19 protein-coding genes, 1 tRNA gene, 1 pseudogene and 1 riboswitch are annotated in these 17503 nt (G+C 39.2%); of the genes and pseudogenes, 11 read left to right on the top strand and 10 right to left on the bottom strand.

Translation table 11 applies throughout. The features are described from left to right. Together M1D98_RS06200 and M1D98_RS06205 are read right to left on the bottom strand one after the other, a co-directional pair. Nucleotides 1-516 (bottom strand): YjcG family protein, encoded by a 516-nt coding sequence (locus tag M1D98_RS06200; protein ID WP_039073584.1) that lies wholly within the window; start codon nt 514-516, stop codon nt 1-3. A 36-nt stretch (nt 517-552) separates the two neighbouring features. Further along, nucleotides 553-1275: an esterase family protein gene (locus tag M1D98_RS06205; RefSeq protein ID WP_456280098.1), complete on the bottom strand. Its 723-nt coding sequence runs from the start codon at nt 1273-1275 to the stop codon at nt 553-555. Nucleotides 1276-1439: 164 nt separating this feature from the next. Next, nucleotides 1440-1560, top strand: a riboswitch (SAM riboswitch). Between the two features lie 69 nt (nt 1561-1629). Between M1D98_RS06205 and metI the strand changes: the two genes are divergently transcribed. Together metI and metC are read left to right on the top strand one after the other, a co-directional pair. Beyond that, the gene (gene metI, locus M1D98_RS06210; protein WP_039073883.1) at nt 1630-2751 is read left to right on the top strand and encodes a cystathionine gamma-synthase/O-acetylhomoserine thiolyase; all 1122 of its coding nucleotides are present in this window, start codon (nt 1630-1632) and stop codon (nt 2749-2751) included. Then, nucleotides 2744-3916, top strand: a complete 1173-nt coding sequence (gene metC, locus M1D98_RS06215; protein ID WP_039073586.1) for a cystathionine beta-lyase — start codon at nt 2744-2746, stop codon at nt 3914-3916. The genes metI and metC overlap by 8 nt, the downstream gene beginning before the upstream one ends. Before the next feature lie 32 nt (nt 3917-3948). Here metC and M1D98_RS06220 read toward each other — a convergent pair whose 3' ends face one another. Beyond that, nucleotides 3949-4491 carry a GNAT family N-acetyltransferase gene (locus tag M1D98_RS06220; RefSeq protein ID WP_121642338.1) on the bottom strand — a complete coding sequence of 181 codons (543 nt, stop codon included), beginning with the start codon at nt 4489-4491 and terminating at the stop codon, nt 3949-3951. Nucleotides 4492-4546: 55 nt separating this feature from the next. Then, nucleotides 4547-5737 carry a DUF819 family protein gene (locus tag M1D98_RS06225; protein WP_121642339.1) on the bottom strand — a complete coding sequence of 397 codons (1191 nt, stop codon included), beginning with the start codon at nt 5735-5737 and terminating at the stop codon, nt 4547-4549. A 173-nt stretch (nt 5738-5910) separates the two neighbouring features. On the opposite strand from M1D98_RS06225, the gene M1D98_RS06230 reads away from it, so the two are divergent. Then, nucleotides 5911-5983: transfer RNA gene (locus M1D98_RS06230), tRNA-Val, on the top strand. A gap of 117 nt (nt 5984-6100) precedes the next feature. Here the strand turns inward: M1D98_RS06230 and M1D98_RS06235 are convergent. The 3 genes from M1D98_RS06235 to M1D98_RS06245 are packed head-to-tail and all read right to left on the bottom strand — an operon-like array spanning nt 6101 to nt 7219. Beyond that, nucleotides 6101-6430, bottom strand: a complete 330-nt coding sequence (locus M1D98_RS06235) for a contact-dependent growth inhibition system immunity protein (RefSeq protein ID WP_456280100.1) — start codon at nt 6428-6430, stop codon at nt 6101-6103. 53 nt (nt 6431-6483) lie between these two features. Beyond that, the gene (locus M1D98_RS06240; RefSeq protein WP_456280101.1) at nt 6484-6792 is read right to left on the bottom strand and encodes a hypothetical protein; all 309 of its coding nucleotides are present in this window, start codon (nt 6790-6792) and stop codon (nt 6484-6486) included. Between the two features lie 34 nt (nt 6793-6826). Next, nucleotides 6827-7219 carry a CDI toxin immunity protein gene (locus M1D98_RS06245; protein WP_456280102.1) on the bottom strand — a complete coding sequence of 131 codons (393 nt, stop codon included), beginning with the start codon at nt 7217-7219 and terminating at the stop codon, nt 6827-6829. Between the two features lie 102 nt (nt 7220-7321). Here M1D98_RS06245 and M1D98_RS06250 point away from each other — a divergent pair. Further along, nucleotides 7322-7403 (top strand): annotated as a pseudogene (locus M1D98_RS06250) (peptidoglycan-binding domain-containing protein); the annotation flags it as partial. A gap of 37 nt (nt 7404-7440) precedes the next feature. Here the strand turns inward: M1D98_RS06250 and M1D98_RS06255 are convergent. Together M1D98_RS06255 and M1D98_RS06260 are read right to left on the bottom strand one after the other, a co-directional pair. Then, nucleotides 7441-7881, bottom strand: coding sequence for an SMI1/KNR4 family protein (locus tag M1D98_RS06255; RefSeq protein ID WP_456280103.1), 441 nt, complete (start codon nt 7879-7881; stop codon nt 7441-7443). 15 nt (nt 7882-7896) lie between these two features. Then, entirely contained in the window at nt 7897-9750 is a 1854-nt protein-coding gene (locus M1D98_RS06260) for a T7SS effector LXG polymorphic toxin (protein WP_456280104.1), read from the bottom strand. A 470-nt stretch (nt 9751-10220) separates the two neighbouring features. On the opposite strand from M1D98_RS06260, the gene M1D98_RS06265 reads away from it, so the two are divergent. From M1D98_RS06265 to M1D98_RS06275, 3 genes are all read left to right on the top strand, one after another. Then, complete coding sequence (locus tag M1D98_RS06265; RefSeq protein ID WP_456280105.1) at nt 10221-11183, top strand: hypothetical protein; 963 nt, start codon at nt 10221-10223, stop codon at nt 11181-11183. Nucleotides 11184-11202: 19 nt separating this feature from the next. Beyond that, entirely contained in the window at nt 11203-11604 is a 402-nt protein-coding gene (locus tag M1D98_RS06270) for a hypothetical protein (protein WP_456280106.1), read from the top strand. Between the two features lie 80 nt (nt 11605-11684). After that, nucleotides 11685-12005 (top strand): hypothetical protein, encoded by a 321-nt coding sequence (locus M1D98_RS06275; protein WP_456280107.1) that lies wholly within the window; start codon nt 11685-11687, stop codon nt 12003-12005. A gap of 168 nt (nt 12006-12173) precedes the next feature. Here M1D98_RS06275 and M1D98_RS06280 read toward each other — a convergent pair whose 3' ends face one another. Continuing rightward, entirely contained in the window at nt 12174-12518 is a 345-nt protein-coding gene (locus M1D98_RS06280) for a YolD-like family protein (protein WP_456280108.1), read from the bottom strand. A gap of 808 nt (nt 12519-13326) precedes the next feature. Here M1D98_RS06280 and M1D98_RS06285 point away from each other — a divergent pair. The 4 genes from M1D98_RS06285 to M1D98_RS06300 all read left to right on the top strand — a co-directional run bounded on the left by M1D98_RS06285 (nt 13327) and on the right by M1D98_RS06300 (nt 17416). Continuing rightward, nucleotides 13327-13593, top strand: coding sequence for a hypothetical protein (locus M1D98_RS06285; RefSeq protein ID WP_014114929.1), 267 nt, complete (start codon nt 13327-13329; stop codon nt 13591-13593). Nucleotides 13594-13642: 49 nt separating this feature from the next. After that, nucleotides 13643-14374, top strand: coding sequence for a putative immunity/bacteriocin fusion bifunctional protein (locus tag M1D98_RS06290; protein ID WP_456280109.1), 732 nt, complete (start codon nt 13643-13645; stop codon nt 14372-14374). Between the two features lie 263 nt (nt 14375-14637). Then, on the top strand, nt 14638-14997 hold the full coding sequence (locus M1D98_RS06295; protein WP_456280110.1) for a hypothetical protein: 360 nt from the start codon (nt 14638-14640) through the stop codon (nt 14995-14997). Between the two features lie 472 nt (nt 14998-15469). Further along, entirely contained in the window at nt 15470-17416 is a 1947-nt protein-coding gene (locus M1D98_RS06300; RefSeq protein WP_456280111.1) for a BglG family transcription antiterminator, read from the top strand. Nucleotides 17417-17503 lie beyond the last annotated feature (87 nt).

Genomic DNA, 17503 nt, shown 5'->3' on the forward strand with positions numbered 1-17503 from the left:
TTATTCTCCTTTGCCTAGCAAAAAGGTTTCATATACGGTCCATGATCCGTTTTCAAGCTGATATAGTAAGTGAAAACGATCAATGATTTCTTCATGCGACACTTCCTGCATTTTTAATTGTCCCAGAACATCCGAATGCTCATCGTCGGAAAGATTTTGGCCGACCGTCACATGCGGGACAAAAGCGTATTCCTGTTCACCAGCCAGCACACCGGTGTATAGTTTTTCATTGAGTGTTTTTAATTCTTCCGTCGGTTCTGCTTTGATGTAAATGACATTATTGACAGGCGCAAATGAGCTGTATTTTGTCAATTTCAGAACGACCGGATGGGACTCCCTTGCGATGGCTCTCAGATGTGATACTAGCTGATCGGCTTTCTCCTCCGCTAATTCAAACGATGATCTCAGCGTCATATGAGGCGGGATCAAGGAATAGCTCGGATCATAGCGCTTTCTGTATGAGTTCGCAAGGTCTTGGAGTTTTTTTGATGGAAATAAAACGATTCCGTATTTCATATTATGTCCCTCCTGGAAATAAAGTATGATTGAGTATTAAAGCATTTTTTTCAGAGCCGGCGTGATAAGCGGCTGCCAGTATGTCCATTTGTGGTCTCCTTCAAATGGCTCATACTCATAATCTGAAAGCTTCTTCTCCAGCAGCTGTTTCAGCTCACGGTTCGGTTCTGTAAAGTCCAGAATGTTCCCGTCAGTCGTGTGGACGTCAGTTTCTTTCGTGCCGATTTGGTGATAAATAGTGAGGTGTTCGATATTGTCCGACTGCTTCACGGCCTCCAATACATGCTTGTCAACATAGGGAGACTGCATAATGATGTTTCCGAACATATTCGGATAATCGAGTGCTGTCATGAGCGATATGGTCGCTCCGAGCGAATCGCCGATCAGCGTGCGTCCGTAGCCGACATGATAAGTAGGATACTCATCATCCGCAAACGGTACGAGCTCATGGGCGATGAACCGTTTATACGCTGAAAACTTGGAGCCCTCCGGATGATAGGTTTTTCTGCGTTTATCAACATCCTTATAAGGAACACCGATAATAATACTCCGGTCAATTTCACGTTTGGACAGCAATTCCTCGACCTGTCTGCCAATTCTCCCCAGCCTGAAATAATCGTGGCCGTCCTGCGCGATAATAACATGGTATTTATAAAGAGGGGAGTAGTTGGACGGCAGATAAACGAGCAATGTCATTTCCTCGTTAAGCTCTTTCGAAAAGAATTTCTTTTCTTGCACTGTGCCGTTTTTCGGTGCCATAATACATTCCTCCAGGACAACTAGACTTTCTTGCGTTTTCCATTATTGTACCATGAATTATTAGAAATTTCTCTCTTTAAACCGTTCGGAACTCGAAGAAAAAAGTATTGAAATAAACTGCGAATTAAGTTAATATAAAACAATCAGAAAATTGAAATCGATATTTCTTATCGTGAGAGGTGGAGGGACTGGCCCTTAGAAACCTCAGCAACCGGCCTGTTTTGCATATGTGCAAAGCGCCAAGGTGCTAAATCCAGCAAGCGTTTTATGCTTGGAAGATAAGAGGAAGCGTTTAAACCCCTTCTTCTTATGAAGAAGGGGTTTTTTATTTTGAAAAGGGAAGGTGTCAGCTATATGTCACAGCATGTTGAAACGAAATTAGCCCAAATCGGGAACCGAAGCGACGAAGTAACGGGGACAGTGAGTCCTCCTATTTATTTATCAACAGCATACCGCCACAGAGGGATCGGTGAATCAACCGGATTTGATTATGTCCGCACAAAAAATCCGACACGCCAGCTTGTGGAGGACGCGATCGCCAGCTTAGAGAACGGAGCGAGAGGGCTTGCCTTCAGTTCGGGAATGGCGGCCATCCAAACAATTATGGCGCTATTTAAAAGCGGAGACGAACTGATCGTTTCATCCGACCTATATGGCGGCACGTACCGCTTGTTTGAAAATGAATGGAAAAAATATGGCTTGACCTTTCATTATGATGATTTCAGCGACGAAGACTGTTTACGCTCCAAGATAACGCCGAATACAAAAGCGGTATTTGTGGAAACACCGACAAATCCGCTCATGCAGGAGGCGGACATTGAAAAGATCGCCCAGATCACAAAAGAGCACGGTCTTCTGCTGATCGTTGATAATACATTTTACACACCGGTCTTGCAGCAGCCGCTTGAGCTGGGAGCCGACATTGTGATACACAGTGCAACCAAGTATTTAGGCGGGCATAACGACCTGCTTGCGGGGCTTGTCGTTGTGAAAGATGAACAGCTTGGAGAAGAAATGTTTCAACACCAAAATGCCATCGGCGCTGTCCTGCCTCCATTTGATTCATGGCTTCTCATGAGAGGAATGAAGACGCTGAGCCTCAGAATGCGCCAGCATCAGGCAAACGCGCAGGAGCTTGCGGCGTTTTTAGAAGAGCAGGAAGAAATTGCGGATGTGCTGTATCCCGGAAAAGGCGGCATGCTGTCCTTCCGTCTGCAAAAAGAAGAGTGGGTGAACCCGTTTTTAAAAGCGCTGAAGACCATTTGTTTTGCGGAAAGCCTCGGCGGGGTGGAGAGCTTTATTACATATCCAGCCACACAGACGCACATGGATATTCCTGAAGACATCCGCATCGCAAACGGGGTCTGCAATCGTCTGCTGCGCTTTTCGGTCGGAATTGAACATGCGGAAGATTTAAAAGAAGACCTAAAACAGGCGTTATGTCAGGTCAAAGAGGGAGCTGTTTCATTTGAGTAATCACAATTGGACGCTGGAAACCCAGCTCGTGCACAATCCATTTAAAACAGACGGTTCAACAGGGGCCGTCAGTGTGCCGATCCAGCATGCATCAACATTTCATCAATCTTCATTTGAAGAGTTTGGCGCATATGACTACAGCCGCTCAGGCACGCCGACAAGAACAGCTCTCGAAGAAACCATTGCCGCACTGGAAGGCGGAACGAGAGGATTGGCTTTTAGCTCAGGCATGGCTGCGATCTCGACAGCATTTTTACTTCTGTCACAGGGCGATCACGTTCTTGTGACAGAAGATGTATACGGCGGAACCTTCCGCATGGTGACAGAGGTGCTGACCCGGTTTGGCATTGAGCATACGTTTGTCGACATGACGGACATTAATGAAGTGGCGCGGAATATCAAACCAAACACGAAGGTCATTTATATGGAAACACCGTCAAATCCGACACTTGGGATTACTGATATAAAAGCGGTGGTTCAGCTCGCAAAAGAAAACGGCTGTTTGACCTTTCTGGACAATACCTTCATGACACCGGCACTGCAGCGGCCGCTTGATCTCGGCGTGGATATTGTGCTTCACAGCGCAACAAAGTTCTTGAGCGGACACAGCGATGTGCTCTCAGGCCTGGCTGCTGTCAAGGATGAAGAGCTTGGAAAGCAGCTGTATAAGCTGCAAAACGCATTCGGCGCCGTCCTTGGCGTGCAAGATTGCTGGCTTGTGCTGCGCGGATTAAAAACATTGCAGGTCCGCTTAGAAAAAGCAAGCCAAACAGCGCAGCGGCTTGCGGAATTTTTCCAGGAGCATCCGGCGGTGAAACGCGTGTATTATCCGGGTCTGGCTGATCATCCGGGCGCTGACATTCATCAAGGCCAGTCGGCGGGAGCGGGCGCCGTGCTATCATTTGAGCTTGAAAGCAAAGATGCCGTTAAGAAATTAGTAGAGAATGTATCACTTCCGGTCTTTGCTGTAAGCCTCGGCGCCGTGGAATCGATTTTGTCTTATCCGGCAACGATGTCTCACGCGGCAATGCCTAAGGAAGAGCGTGAAAAACGCGGCATCACAGACGGCCTGCTCCGTCTTAGCGTGGGAGTCGAACATGCAGACGATTTAGAACGTGATTTCGCACAAGCGCTGAAAGAAATTGCGCCAGTGGCGGTTCGATAAAAAGAAGCCGGGGATGGCCCCGGCTTCTTTTGTTATTCATCATCAGGATTAAGAATCGCGAGGACTTGATGATCCTCCCAAACGCCGTTGATTTTCACATTTTTTCGGGCGATGCCCTCTTTATGAAATCCTGCTTTTTCCAATACACGCATGGACCCGAGGTTGCGGGGCATCACACCGGCTTCAATACGGTGCAGTTTCAATTCGTGAAACGCAAAATCAACAATCAATTTGACGGCCTCTGTCATCAGGCCCTTTCCATTATGGGCTTTGTCTAAAAAATACCCGATGAACGCCGTTTGCAGCGCCCCGCGGATGATTTGAAAGAGCGAAACCGTGCCGATTAATGTATTGTCTGACGCAGTGAAAATGCCAAAATGATACTCTTCATCTTTCTCCAGTCTTTGCTGATACTCAGTTATTCGTTTTCTTTGCCCCTCAACCGTATAGTAATCGTCTGCGCGTATCATGGAGAACTGTTCAAAGAAATCCTGATTTTCGCTTTGCAGCCGCAGATTTTCTTCCGCATCCTTTACTTCTAAAGGTCTTACATAGATGTTTTTTCCTTTTAGCATACAGTAATCTCCCCAATCTTCTTACATTATTCTAAGGAAACTGCAATTATCCTTTTTATAAAAAAGAAGAAAACCAATTTCCCAAAAAGGTGCCGACATAGTTCCCGATTAAGTAACCGAGCGTACCGACAAGCATGATCGGGGCGACAAGCTCCCGCCATCCCTTGGCAATTGCCATCGCAGCAGCGGTCGTTGGCCCCCCGACAGCAGCATTGACAGCGAGCAGAATTTCCTCAAGCCGCACGCGGAATAATTTTCCGACGGCTAAGGAAACAGTTAAATTGCTGATCGCAACAACTAAGACAAATAATAGAATAAGAGGCGCATTGGTGACGATTAAGCGCAAATCTGCAGGAATGCCAATCACCACAAAAAACAAATAAATCAAAAAGGTTCCAAGCTCCTGAGATCCATTCAGCCTTTCAAAAAAACGCGGGAAAAGAAAAATGATAAGAACCGTTAAAGACGTAAGCATTAGATATTGATCGCCAAGCGTTCCGGTTAACAGGGGATGAGAAAAAAGGCTTTTAAAATAGCCGGAAATTTTCACACTAGCCGCAACAAGCGCAAAAGCAGCACCGGTATTAAAAGCGATATCCTTTAAAGAAATGTCCTTCCGTTTCCAATAGCTTTCTGCACTGTTTCCGCTCTTTCCATCGGCTTTCACTTTTTCTTCAAACGGCATAGCATAATGCCGCTGAAACCATTTCACTGCAGGAATGCTGATTAAGATCAAAAACAAAAGCGCCATCATAATATTATCAGCCACAACGGCAGCCGACACATATTCCCCCGGCGTCTCAAATTTCGCCGCCATCGCCGCAAAATTGATCCCGCCGCCGATATAAGAAGCACTGATCATTCCGCCGATTTTATCGAGGTAAGGAATATGCTGATTGAACAGAAAAAAAGCAAGGACGCTCCCAAGCACAGTTCCGACGGAGCTAATCAGAAAAATAAACAGCAAACGCCTGCTTTCCTTAAAAATCTGCCGCACATTGATCTGAAACAGCAAAAGGGGAATCGCCAGCGGTACCACATAAGACCAAACAGTATCATACACAGGCGATTCAACAGGAAGAACTCCTATATTTGTAAACACCATAGCACCTAAAAGCGCAATGATAGCGCCAGACACAGCGGACGCCCACTTAAAGCGCTGCTCCAGCCCGATACTCACTGCTGCCCACACCGCAATAAATCCCCACAAAACCCAAACATCATCAGAAGAAATCAAAGAATGCAATCCTCTATCACCTCTATTATTAGAAAATTAAGACATATTATAATAGCCGATGAACAGAACAGCAAGTCCGAAAAAAAGTTTTTCTAAAAAAGCTGTTGACGAATAGGGGAGGAGGTTATATAATAGAACTTGTCAGAAAGACAACAACATACCCAGCAACACATACATATCATGATTCCGTAGCTCAGCTGGGAGAGCGCTACCTTGACAGGGTAGAGGTCGCTGGTTCGAGCCCAGTCGGAATCATAGCTTAAACCCTTGCGCAGCAAGGGTTTTTTACTTTGCTTATTTATTGATTTTGTCATCATTCATCGAGTAGGGGACGAAATTATTTTTTAGCTGATTTTGAAGGGAGATTCAAAATCAGCTATGTTTTTGTTTAGGTTTAATGGATTGAAAAGTTTCAATATTTTTTTCGATTTTTTGAATAACTTGTTCGAGCCATATTAATGGAGATACGCCGTAACTATGAATGTCCACTCCGTCAGCAGCTTCATCGATAAAATCATTCTTTTCTTCATCCGAATAATTGCTGTTAATAAATGCTCTTAATGCGACTATATCCGTTTCTTGCTCTCTTAGAGGTATCTCATTTAAGTATTCATCAAGTGCTGATTCTGGAGAATCAATATCCTGATGAAAATAACCGCCAAGGAATCCAAATACAGAATCAGAAACTTCGATTTCAATCATTACTTATCACCACCAAGAAATGTTAACTTCAAATCTGAGAAATGGTGCGTATCTTATTCTATATAACTCGTTGCCATATCAATATCGTTTGTCATTTCTAAGTCAGGGTACTTTTCATCTAATTTTCTTAAGCAATTAATAAGTTCTTTACTTTGCAAATTTTCAGCTAAATCTTCAAATACCTCACTGATCCAATATAAATCTTCTTTATTACAATTTTCTAGATAGTTAATTGTATTTTCTTCATTTTCTGAGAGCACTTCAATTATTTCATCCCAACTTTTTTGAATTCCATAGTCATCATTAAGATTAAGTTTTTTTCTTTTAATTAATATAGCTTCCATTTTTTTCTCTAAATTCATATTGATCCTCTTGACTAACAATGGATATTATTTTTCAGCTTGCCTTTCCTATTGTTACATCTCCATCATGGAAAAATTCAATAACATAACCAGATTCGCTGAACATGAAAGTATCTGAACCTACAGCAGTTACATCATCAATTACGTTTAAAGCGTTGTCTAAGCTGGTTTTTACAGCTGGATAATCACCGTAAGCCCAGAGGAGAATAACATTTTTATCATCTATTTTATTCTCAATGAACCATTCGTCGATATCTTCAGCATAATCAATAGATCTGTGAGTAGTTACTTCATCCCATTTAATTCTTCCCCATGATGTAAAGGGAAAACTTTCGCCAAGTTGTTCATGATATTTGCGTGTCTCAGAAATAGTGAGGACTTCTTTGTTATTTCCAAGAGCCTCTAGACATTCTTCGTATAAAGTCATATTAACACTCCTATTTATTTAAATGTTTTAAAAGGGATTTATAAGTATCTTCGTTTCCGTTAAAAGGTATATATCTCCTTTTTCATCGCCGACACCAGCAGACGGTTCAAGTTGATGAATGGACTAAATCCTGACGGCATTTGGACCGAAAACGAAAGCGAAACTTGAATCTCTTCTAAAATAAGAGAATCCCTTCTCGTTATGAGAAGGGATTTATCCGTTTATTCCTCGTATAGTTTATTAATCAACTCGGTAAATGAATCACATATATGACTCAAAGCTCGATCAGGATTTTCATATGCAATTTCATGATCCCAAAAAACAATAGAAGGACTACTGATTCCTTTTCGAAAATCGTAGCAGATTTCATTGCCAAACACATCATCCGCAATCGGTATTACTTTGGCGGGCATTCTACCATCTCGATAACGATTAGAAACGTTAACTATGTATGACTCGCTTTCTTTATGGAAGCTATGTAAGTATCCGAATGCAATTCCTTCCCTATCTTCAAGATCAAAAGTTTCGGGAGAGGGGGTAGCACCGGAATAGATTTTGACAAATTCTAAATAATCTTTTGGAAACTTGACTTGTAACATGTTTTCTACTTCAGTAATTTCCTCGTTACTAACAGGATGCTCTCCGAAATCCCATTCAACCATTTTAATAAACTCCTTTTATCTGTATTTGGAACCTCCGCCCCATATGTTTCTTCCTCCAGTATGTCCTGTCTTGCCATGAATATCTGCATCTACTAGCTGCATTATACCTTCATTTTGATGGTGGTGCCATGTAAAACCTTTTGGTTTTTTGCCTTTTGAAATCTGCTTTAACTGCATTTCTGTAAAATGTTTTTTTAACTCTGGATTTTTATTAATTTCTTGCTGTAATAGTTCAGTGGCTTTTTTAAATTGTGCAGTATCATTCTGTAGATATAATGATCTATCAATCTTTACTTCGGTAACTGGTTCGAAAATCGGGAAGCCATCTTTATCAAAAGGTACTCCCGTTACAGGATGAACATCATTTTTTAAATGTCCATTTTTTAAGTTGGTTGTGACGGTGTTACCGAATGCGTCTTTATGTGTATATGGTGCAGCTTGGACGAATTGATCTTGTTTTGATTGAATCTCTTTTTTTAATATAGATGTATTTTTCACATTGTAGGTATTCTCTATATCTTGAGCTATCCCTACAAGTGCAGGTTCATATTTATTTTTTAATAAGGGATTTAAAAATTTGTTTCCTTTTACAAGCCCTTTATTCACATGAGCAGAGGCTGTTCCGCCTTCAACCACTTTACCTACTTTAGAAAGTTTGGTCGTGGTTTGCACTGCGGAACCCGCACCTTTTGTACCAACGATATTTCCTGCCACATAACTGATATAATGCCCTTTTTCGTATGCATTACCATTTATCATTTTATCATTCCATGAGTCGGCAAGGTTTGTCCAGATGATTTTTGAATAAGAAGGTACGCTTAAAACTGTTGTAATTGTTTGTGTGAGTTTTAGTTCGATAGGGAGCTGCGAATAGTCCCATGCGCCCACAACCAAGTCTTTGACGCCATATATCGTATCGTCAATCGCATCGTTAATTCCATCATTAACCCCATCGACGAAATCAATTACTGCTTTACCGGCATTGATTACATTTTCACCGACAGCCTTCAGCTGTTTTGCTTGTTCCAGCTGCACTGCGTACTGGAGCTGTTCTGGTGTCAGGTTTTCATAGCCGACCTTCTTCGCAATGTCTAAGTATTCATCCGGATCTATCACTCCGTCAGCTAGCTTCTTTTTCAGCTCTTTGATTTCTCGTTCTTTCGCTTCATCTTTCTTGATCTTCAAATAGGCTTCAGCCTGTTTCGAGATATCGCCTTTTTTCTTATGTATGTCACTTTCTCGATAGGCTTTGGCATTGTAGTGGATAGGGGAAGCATTCTTGCCTTTGCCTGTGGTTTCCTCAAGCTTTTGGAAGTCCTTCTTGATGAATTGCTCGTTAAGCTCTGATTGGGCATATTCAGAAACAAGCGCTTCGTCCACGCTGCCTAATTTATCGACGATTTTTTTGCGTTTATTCTCAGCATCGGCGAGTTCGTCTTTGAAGGTTTCTGTTGAGAACAAATCAAGCGGAAGAATATCATCGATATCATGTAAGATATCTTTCATGGCTTTCTTTTGTTCAGACATAATGGATTTTGATTTTGTGTAGGCGTTAGCCAGCTCGTGTTCTAAGAAGGATTCTTCTATATATGCATCAGATAAGCTTGCGTCTTCTAAAGTGCCTGAAATGCTTGTCAAGAAAGCAATTTTCATATCAAGTAAGTCAATCCAATTGTCAGCTACCCCTGCGTGGTCTTGATAAAATGCTTTAATGTTGTAGGCGCCTTTGCCGGAAAACTCGCCGTCATCTAAATTAGCTACAGCTTTAAATGCCTTCTTAAGATTGACCATCTGATTTCTTAATTCCTTGTATTCTTTTGTACGTTTATCCGCCTCGGAAAGCAGTGATTTGGCTTCAAATACTTTCATGTTCATATCCTTTCACTTAAAAGTTCCAACTAGATTTTACCATGGATAAATGAGAGAAAGATTGTGATGTGATTCAAAAGTGCGAAATAATTAATTTGGAGTGAGTTATTTTTCCTGTTTTTAAACTCTTACTTGGGGAAGCATCGATCGTCAGCTTGTTCCATCTGATAAATGGACTGAATCTTGACAATATTTGCGAAACAAAATAAAAAACTTAGTGAAATGAGCTTAGATCCTTTCTAACCACATGGGAAAATCTTTTTATATTATTTGAAAGATATGAGAATTAACATGTAAATATTTGAAATGTTTGGTATTATATAAAAATAAAAAAGTGGTTTCTTCCATTAAAGAAACCACTTAAAAATAGAGTCAATCCGCCTATTAGAATTCTTATTCATATTATCAAATTTTTTTGAATATATCTAGTGTGGATCTGCTCTTTAACTTAAAGAGAGGTCGGTGTTTAAATGAAATATGGAAGTGTTCCAGTAACATCAATAAGAAAATTGGCAATGAAAAATAATATTAAACACAGAGGAAGAGATATTAAAGATGTAATTAATGAACTAATTGAAAATGGGCATGAAAAAAAATTAGATTACTTACAGGAGCAATACACCTTTGCTGGCACTAATCTAACTCTTATTAAGACAGAGGATGATTTCCCGGTTTCTTGTAGAACATCAGATGATTTCTTGAATAAACTTATAAAAGAAGGACATATAAGAAAAGAACAGATAGATCATCAGTGGGAACCAAGACTTAGTCCTGAAATACAGATTTGTGCAATCAAAAAAAGAGATAACGATGTTTATTTGAAACTGGTCATTGAGAAAACAACGACGAGAAAAAAAGGGTATACATCTATTGAGGAAGGTTACGCTTCATACACTACAGTTGTCATACATTTTAATGATCAAGTTATTGAGTTAAGATGTGCTTTTACGGATCGAAATAAGTTTGCTGAACACCTTATAAAATTAATGGGATTTGGTGAACCTTATGATAAATGGTTCTCACTTACAAAGACTACGAAAGTTGAAGCTGTGAAAATTTCTAATATGCTTTCAGCAGGCCTAGTGTCGACGCAGATTAACATCCCTTCTTCTGTTGGTGCTTTACGCATAATAGGAAAAAAACAGATTGATTTACGTGTTGATAAGACTTATAGTAAATTAAAGGAAGTAATCGCAGAGCATGCAAATTTGCCAGTTGATGATATCTTCGATGAAGTCTGCGAGTTCACCATTACAGATCCAGTAGCTGAAATAGAAATTCCAGCTTCTTTTGAAATTAAATTAAAAAAAGAAGGGTTTAAGTTTAAAAATACTGTACCTGATATAGTTTATGAACAAGTGATTGAAGCTTTTATTCGGGTCAATTATCTCGATAAAGAAAAAACTTTAGAGAATAAAAAAGCAAGAGTCTAAAAAATAAAGGAGGTTTATTATGCCAATTTTTTACAATGAAATTAACGATCTCCTGACTCAATGGGCAGCAAATGAACCTCCTATAGAAGACTTTACTGTCGAAAACGTATTATGCAAAATTGGATTAACAGAGGAAAGTTATGAAAATGTTTTAAGGTATCTTATGAGTAAATCCGGTTTTGAATTAATTCCTCTACAAATGTTGATTTGCCCTAACGGAGATAAAGGACAAACTTTTCCACTTGATGAACCAATAGATGAAGAGGAAGTATATAATTGTTGGTGTGGAGAGGAGGATATTTACGATCCTGAGAATTTAATCCTCGTTTTTCAATTTACAGACGATTTTAAGCAAAATGCGCTACAATCTATAAAAAAAAAGAAGACTGTAACGAAGAGAAGAGACCTAGTACTGGTATAGATCTATCTTGGAAAGTTAATATTCCTGATCTTATAGAAAACGGAATACTAGGTATTTCAGACGATGGGAGGGTGTTTTACGTGGATAATAGGAGTATTAATATTAGCAATAGCTCGATTACAAACTCTCCTTTTAATACTGGGGATAACGCGTCACAAACTGTTAATGTCGAAGGGGACGATCAAAATCAATTGTTGTTTAAACAGTTAGTTGATTCTCTCAATGCTATAGCAGATGAAGACGAAAGAAAAGATGCAGAAGATAATATAATGAAATTACAAAGTGCTGTAAATAAAGGCGATAGAACAAGGGCTAAAAAAATATTTGGTTGGTTACCTACTGCTGTTACAGGCACAAGTGTGGCTTTGCAAATTTATAAAATAATTGAAAGTCTATCATAATTACGAAAATCTTTGTACTAATTTAAACATTATTAATAACAAGATTAGTTAACAAATAATTGAAAGTCTATTTAATATTTTCTTTTGGAGAATTGTATAACAATAGTAATTAAGGGGCCTGAGTATAAGGCTCTTTTTAATTTGACTTTATAAAATTATTTATTATGTTCATCTCCAAACTTCATATGTCCTAACGGATAGAAGAGCATCAAATGCAATAAACCTTGTATCTCCTTTTAAATCCTTCACATGTAGCTTCTGTTTGACTTCGTTTATGTAATGCACATGCCCTGTTACATCTTCAATAAAGCCGTCTCTGTATATACTGATGACCAGAGCGGAATTAAACTCCATGGCTTCGCAAATAGTGCGTGCCATTTCCTCCAGCTGGTATTGATCAAGAATGGGTTTTTCGATCTTCTGAACTTCTCTCTTCCTGTTTAAAAGGGCAGCCCTTTGCTCGGGAAAAATGAATTTTTGTTCCCATCTCTTGTCGTTAATTCCTTGACTCATTCCGATCATCTCCTTGAATAAATATATACGAACTAATGTTCACTTATCAACGGAGAAAATACTGGTAAGCCTGTGAATTTGCTCATTGGTTTTTAATGGGAAATTGTTGGCGAGTTGTTGCCCAAACCTGCCAACAATTAATATTTTTATTCAGAAGGGATCAGACATCTATTTCGAAATCCCTTGATGGATAAGTATTTGTCAGAAATAAAAATAACAGTTCAGAAGGTAATCACTACCTTGACAGGGTAGAGGTCGCTGGTTCGAGCCCAGTCGGAATCATCAAGGGTTTCAGCGAGTAGAACGGAATTTTCCGTTTTCTGAACCTGTTAGGGACACTTGACACAGTAGGCTTGTTTGGGGAATAACCAACGGCAAATAGGGTGAACACACGGATACCACAAGTGGATATACAATCAAGTTTCAGTCGCCTGCCTGAGTTTGTTTATTTTTTTACAAGCAAATTCAGGCAGACAACTTGTCCAGCCGTTGTCCACAGTCTCAACCAATCAAGCAAAAGATCAAAAGAAAAGTCAAGACAAATAACAAAGAAATTTGTGAGGTTCGTTGTGAACCTGGAAAGGTATAACATACTACTGTAAACATGTCAAACAGTACTCAAAGATAAAACATTACTTAGGCTATTATCAATTGTGAGAGTGGCGCAGAAGTAAGACCTATTAATATGTAGAATGTCTCAATCTTAAAATAGAAAATAAGTAACGAAGTTGTATAGAATTTGATTCGTAATATTCATTTTTTTGGAAAAAGAGTTTGTGTTAACCTAATTATTAAAGAGGTGATGAAAATGGCAAAAAGAAAATTAACTATCGAACAAATGAAAAAGAATTTTACAACATGGGTTAGAAGTTTACCTCTAATTACGACAGGAATGTCAGTGGTGTTTGTTCTTGGACAACTGTTAATAGGTTATTTAAAAGGCAAGCCTGTATTTACCGTTGAATTTCTTATTTTCTCAATTGGATTTGTGATCTTTGGAATTGCTTTAGGTTTTACTTTAAAATATTTCTATTCAAAGATTGGAGATGTTTGGATAGATGATAGTAAGGATTAAAATACGTTTTTGCGTATTTTAAATATATTTTGGAAAGGAAGGAAAGTGTATGAAAAGGTTTGTGCTGATGTTTTTAATTGCTATAGTATCTATCATGCCAATAAATGCTTTAGCGATTGGAAATGGAAGTAATGCCAAAACAGAATGTACAACTTGTTCGAAAGAGAGAGACAGAGAACAAATCATCGAGGAAATTAAAAATGTTTACAATGTCGAAACTGAAGTACTTAGTGAGCAAGAGGTAAAAAATGTAGAGCAAATAGCTCTAGATAAGAAAGAAACGTTTAAAAAGTACATTGAAGAATACAAAAATGCCGGATACAAAAAGGTAGATTTAAAGGATAAGAGTCTTTTATTCAAAGGCGCTCAAGTTGATAAAGAAGGTGCAAAATCTGATTTAGAATTTGTTTATGGGGCTTATAAAAATGAAGAAGGCGATTCCATAATTTATACTTTGGGTTATAGCAAAGATACTAAAGAATTTTTTAATTTTAGCTTATTAGGAATGCCAAAAGATTTTAATGGCGATTCTGATGAACTCGATGTATTGATCCAAGATAATGATAACTCTTTTAAAATTTATGGGAAAAATTCAGATGGTCTTCAGGAGGGGGACTTCCACACAAATGGTTTTAGTGTTTGGGGAAAGAATTTTGCCTGTGGAGCGCTAGGTTTATTGGCTTGCGTCAACTATTGTGGGGTTGTCGGTTTGATTAATGCTCCAGCTGGTTTCACTTGTGGAGTTGTTTGTGATGTAGCAATGATTGCTGCATGTGCATAGGTTATAAGCTTTGAGGGATGGACAAATTGTCTATCCTTTTTTTAGTTTAGTTTGCAACAGGCGTATTTACATAGTGTATACACCCTTAACTAAATACGATTCTTAGGCACTCTATATATTGTATATAAAGGGAGTAAGTAACGTTTACACCCTAAGAGTAAATCCTCAATTTGAGGATTAACCTAACATATTGACATGTTACAGTATGTTAAAATATGGATTGGTATTCTTGTTATCGCAAGGGGGAGAGAAGGAGGGCACCAATGGATTCGAAAGATTACTTCAAAGCAGCTATTAAGTCATACTGTAAGCGACATAATATGTCACCGCAAAAAGCAAGATTTACAATAAGCGATGGTTTTATAACTGTAAGTGTCAAAAACCATAGGGAAAATGGGATAGATATAGACTGTTTTAAAGTCCTGGACTGTATATTTAACATAATTGGGCCTAGAGAAGTTAAATTTCGCCAAACAACCTTTATGTTCGCAGACTCTGAAAAAGTAGATAGTGTAACTGTTTCTTTTGAAGAAAAAGATTATAAAGCCTTAAACTCATTATTTTCATTAAGATGTAGGCAGTCTATATGTTTTGGTGTCACCATCGAGTCACAAAAACTTTAAAAACCACAACAAATATCAGTCAGGAAACTAAATCTCATGAACCCTTATATGGCAAGGGTTTAGGCAATTATTTAGGATTGTTAATGATTAATCAGAATACGTGTCTCGTCCTTGACAGGGTAGAGGTCGCTGGTTCGAGCCCAGTCGGAATCATACACGGCGGTTAGAAGCGTTGTTATAACGTTTCTAGCCGTTTTTTATTGTGTTGACTTAGTCGATGATTTAGGCGTATTAAGACGAAGGATAGCACCATGTCTGAGCGTTTCTTATTCTATTAAATTGAAATGGGAAGCGGGTTACGAACTGGATCATAGAACACTCCAAAACATAAAAATCGCTTTTTCCGGAACCTTCGGTAAAAAACAAAACTTTTGACTCTATGATGTTACGTTATAATGTAAACGGTTACATTTATAGTATACTTTTACTATCATTTGTTCAAGCGGATACTGACAGGAAGGATAGAAAACAGATGAAATACATGAATACAAGACAAAAAGAGATTTTGTATCTGTTGTTATCTGAACCTGATGACTATTTAGTTGTGCAAGATTTCGCAGACAGGGTACAGTGTTCTGAGAAAACGATCAGGAATGACTTGAAAGCGATCGAGGATTATCTCAATGAACATTCTCATGCCCAGCTCATTCGGAAACCAGGGTTAGGCGTCTTTTTACATATAGAGGAACAGGAAAGGGCTTGGTTAAGCCAACAATTACATACAGTACATGTCCATTCTAGGCGGCGGACAGATGAAGAAAGAATGCTGCAAATGGCTTATGACTTATTAATGAATGTAAAGCCTGTTTCCGCAAAAGAAATGGCCGCTCAGCATTTTGTCAATCGATCTTCTATTAAAAAGGATCTATGTGCGATAGAGGAGTGGCTGAAGCGATTTGATCTCACACTGGTTTCGAGGCAGCGGCTTGGATTAAAAGTTGAAGGGAACGAAAAAAATAAAAGAAAAGCACTGGCAAGAATATCTGATTTGATTGAAAGCACCGAGTTTGCAAGCCGATTTATGAAAAGCCAGTTTTTAAGTTATGAAGTCGACTTTGTGACGAAAGAAATCAAAGCATTACAAAAAAAGCATTCTCTCTATTTTGCAGATGAAACATTTGAGAATTTGCTGCTGCATACTTTGTTCATGGTTCGCCGGATCAAAATGAAACAGCCGATCTCGTTGTCCCCAAAAGAAATGGCGGCCGTAAAAAGGAAGAAAGAATATCAATGGACTCTTGCTTGTTTACAACGGCTTGAGCCGGTTTTTGCCATCCGTTTTCCTGAAGAAGAAGCCGTGTATTTAACATTACATATATTGGGCGGGAAAGTTCGTTATCACTTACAGCAGCAAGAAGAGACCCTTGAAAACGCTGTGCTTCCTAAGGTGGTAAGGCATTTAATCCATCGTGTTTCAGAGCTGAAAATGCTGGATTTTCACAAAGACCAGGATTTGATTAACGGATTGAGCATTCATTTGAATACTGTGTTACAACGGCTGAGCTACGATCTTTCTGTATCAAATCCTATGCTTTATGACATCAAAAAGATGTATCCTTATTTGTTTCACCTGATCATTGACGTTTTGGAAGACATCAATCAAACGTTTGATCTTCCTATTCCCGAGGAAGAGGCGGCATATTTGACACTGCATTTTCAGGCGGCGATCGAACGAATGCATCACAGCAGCGAGACGCGTAAAAAGGCGATCATCGTCTGCCACATGGGCATTGGGATGTCACAATTGCTGCGGACGAAAATTGAACGGAAATGTCATCAAATCGCTGTCATGGCTTGTATCGCAAAATCGGATTTAGCGGACTTTATAAAAAAACATGAGGATATTGATCTTGTCATCTCCACCGTTGCTTTGGAATATATAACGATTCCTCACATTGTTGTATCACCGCTTTTAGAGCCTGGCGATGAGAAAGAATTGAACGTATTTGTCGATCAGCTTGAAAAATCGCAACGCGAAAACAAAACATTTCAAATGCTGAACAATACGACGCCTTTTTTGGTATTTTTGCAGCAAGAAGCAGAGCACCGCTACAAGTTAATTGAACAGCTGTCGATTGCTTTGTTTGAGAAAGGCTATGTTGAAAAAGAGTATGCGGTTCATGCGGTAATGAGGGAGAAAATGGCGGCGACAAATATCGGGGCAGGCATAGCCATTCCTCATGCAAACGTTAAATATATCAAACAATCAGCCATCGCGATTGCCACATTAAAAGAACCGCTTGATTGGGGAAATGAGAAAGTATCGCTTGTTTTTATGCTCGCTGTCAAACACGAGGATCAAAATATGACAAAGCAGCTGTTTCGTGAGCTTTCATATCTCAGTGAGCAGCCGGCTTTCGTCCAGAAGCTGACGAAAGAAACAGACATCATGACATTTTTATCTTATTTGGATTATTAAAGCAGGGATTGATTCCTTGCTTTTTTTGTTTATAAGGAAAAATGCCTTTATTTCCGAAATTAACGGTAAAATAAAGCCATTTTTACA

The sequence above is a fragment of the Bacillus sp. K7 genome, assembly GCF_053903245.1.

What these genes read in the sequence shown, in the direction of transcription:
- M1D98_RS06200 (WP_039073584.1), bottom strand. Translation starts at nt 516, where the DNA reads ATGAAATACGGAATCGTTTTATTTCCATCAAAAAAACTCCAAGACCTT.
- M1D98_RS06205 (WP_456280098.1), bottom strand. Translation starts at nt 1,275, where the DNA reads ATGGCACCGAAAAACGGCACAGTGCAAGAAAAGAAATTCTTTTCGAAA.
- metI (WP_039073883.1), top strand. Translation starts at nt 1,630, where the DNA reads ATGTCACAGCATGTTGAAACGAAATTAGCCCAAATCGGGAACCGAAGC.
- M1D98_RS06220 (WP_121642338.1), bottom strand. Translation starts at nt 4,491, where the DNA reads ATGCTAAAAGGAAAAAACATCTATGTAAGACCTTTAGAAGTAAAGGAT.
- M1D98_RS06235 (WP_456280100.1), bottom strand. Translation starts at nt 6,430, where the DNA reads ATGATTGAAATCGAAGTTTCTGATTCTGTATTTGGATTCCTTGGCGGT.
- M1D98_RS06240 (WP_456280101.1), bottom strand. Translation starts at nt 6,792, where the DNA reads ATGAATTTAGAGAAAAAAATGGAAGCTATATTAATTAAAAGAAAAAAA.
- M1D98_RS06245 (WP_456280102.1), bottom strand. Translation starts at nt 7,219, where the DNA reads ATGACTTTATACGAAGAATGTCTAGAGGCTCTTGGAAATAACAAAGAA.
- M1D98_RS06255 (WP_456280103.1), bottom strand. Translation starts at nt 7,881, where the DNA reads ATGGTTGAATGGGATTTCGGAGAGCATCCTGTTAGTAACGAGGAAATT.
- M1D98_RS06260 (WP_456280104.1), bottom strand. Translation starts at nt 9,750, where the DNA reads ATGAAAGTATTTGAAGCCAAATCACTGCTTTCCGAGGCGGATAAACGT.
- M1D98_RS06265 (WP_456280105.1), top strand. Translation starts at nt 10,221, where the DNA reads ATGAAATATGGAAGTGTTCCAGTAACATCAATAAGAAAATTGGCAATG.
- M1D98_RS06270 (WP_456280106.1), top strand. Translation starts at nt 11,203, where the DNA reads ATGCCAATTTTTTACAATGAAATTAACGATCTCCTGACTCAATGGGCA.
- M1D98_RS06280 (WP_456280108.1), bottom strand. Translation starts at nt 12,518, where the DNA reads ATGAGTCAAGGAATTAACGACAAGAGATGGGAACAAAAATTCATTTTT.
- M1D98_RS06285 (WP_014114929.1), top strand. Translation starts at nt 13,327, where the DNA reads ATGGCAAAAAGAAAATTAACTATCGAACAAATGAAAAAGAATTTTACA.
- M1D98_RS06290 (WP_456280109.1), top strand. Translation starts at nt 13,643, where the DNA reads ATGAAAAGGTTTGTGCTGATGTTTTTAATTGCTATAGTATCTATCATG.
- M1D98_RS06295 (WP_456280110.1), top strand. Translation starts at nt 14,638, where the DNA reads ATGGATTCGAAAGATTACTTCAAAGCAGCTATTAAGTCATACTGTAAG.
- M1D98_RS06300 (WP_456280111.1), top strand. Translation starts at nt 15,470, where the DNA reads ATGAAATACATGAATACAAGACAAAAAGAGATTTTGTATCTGTTGTTA.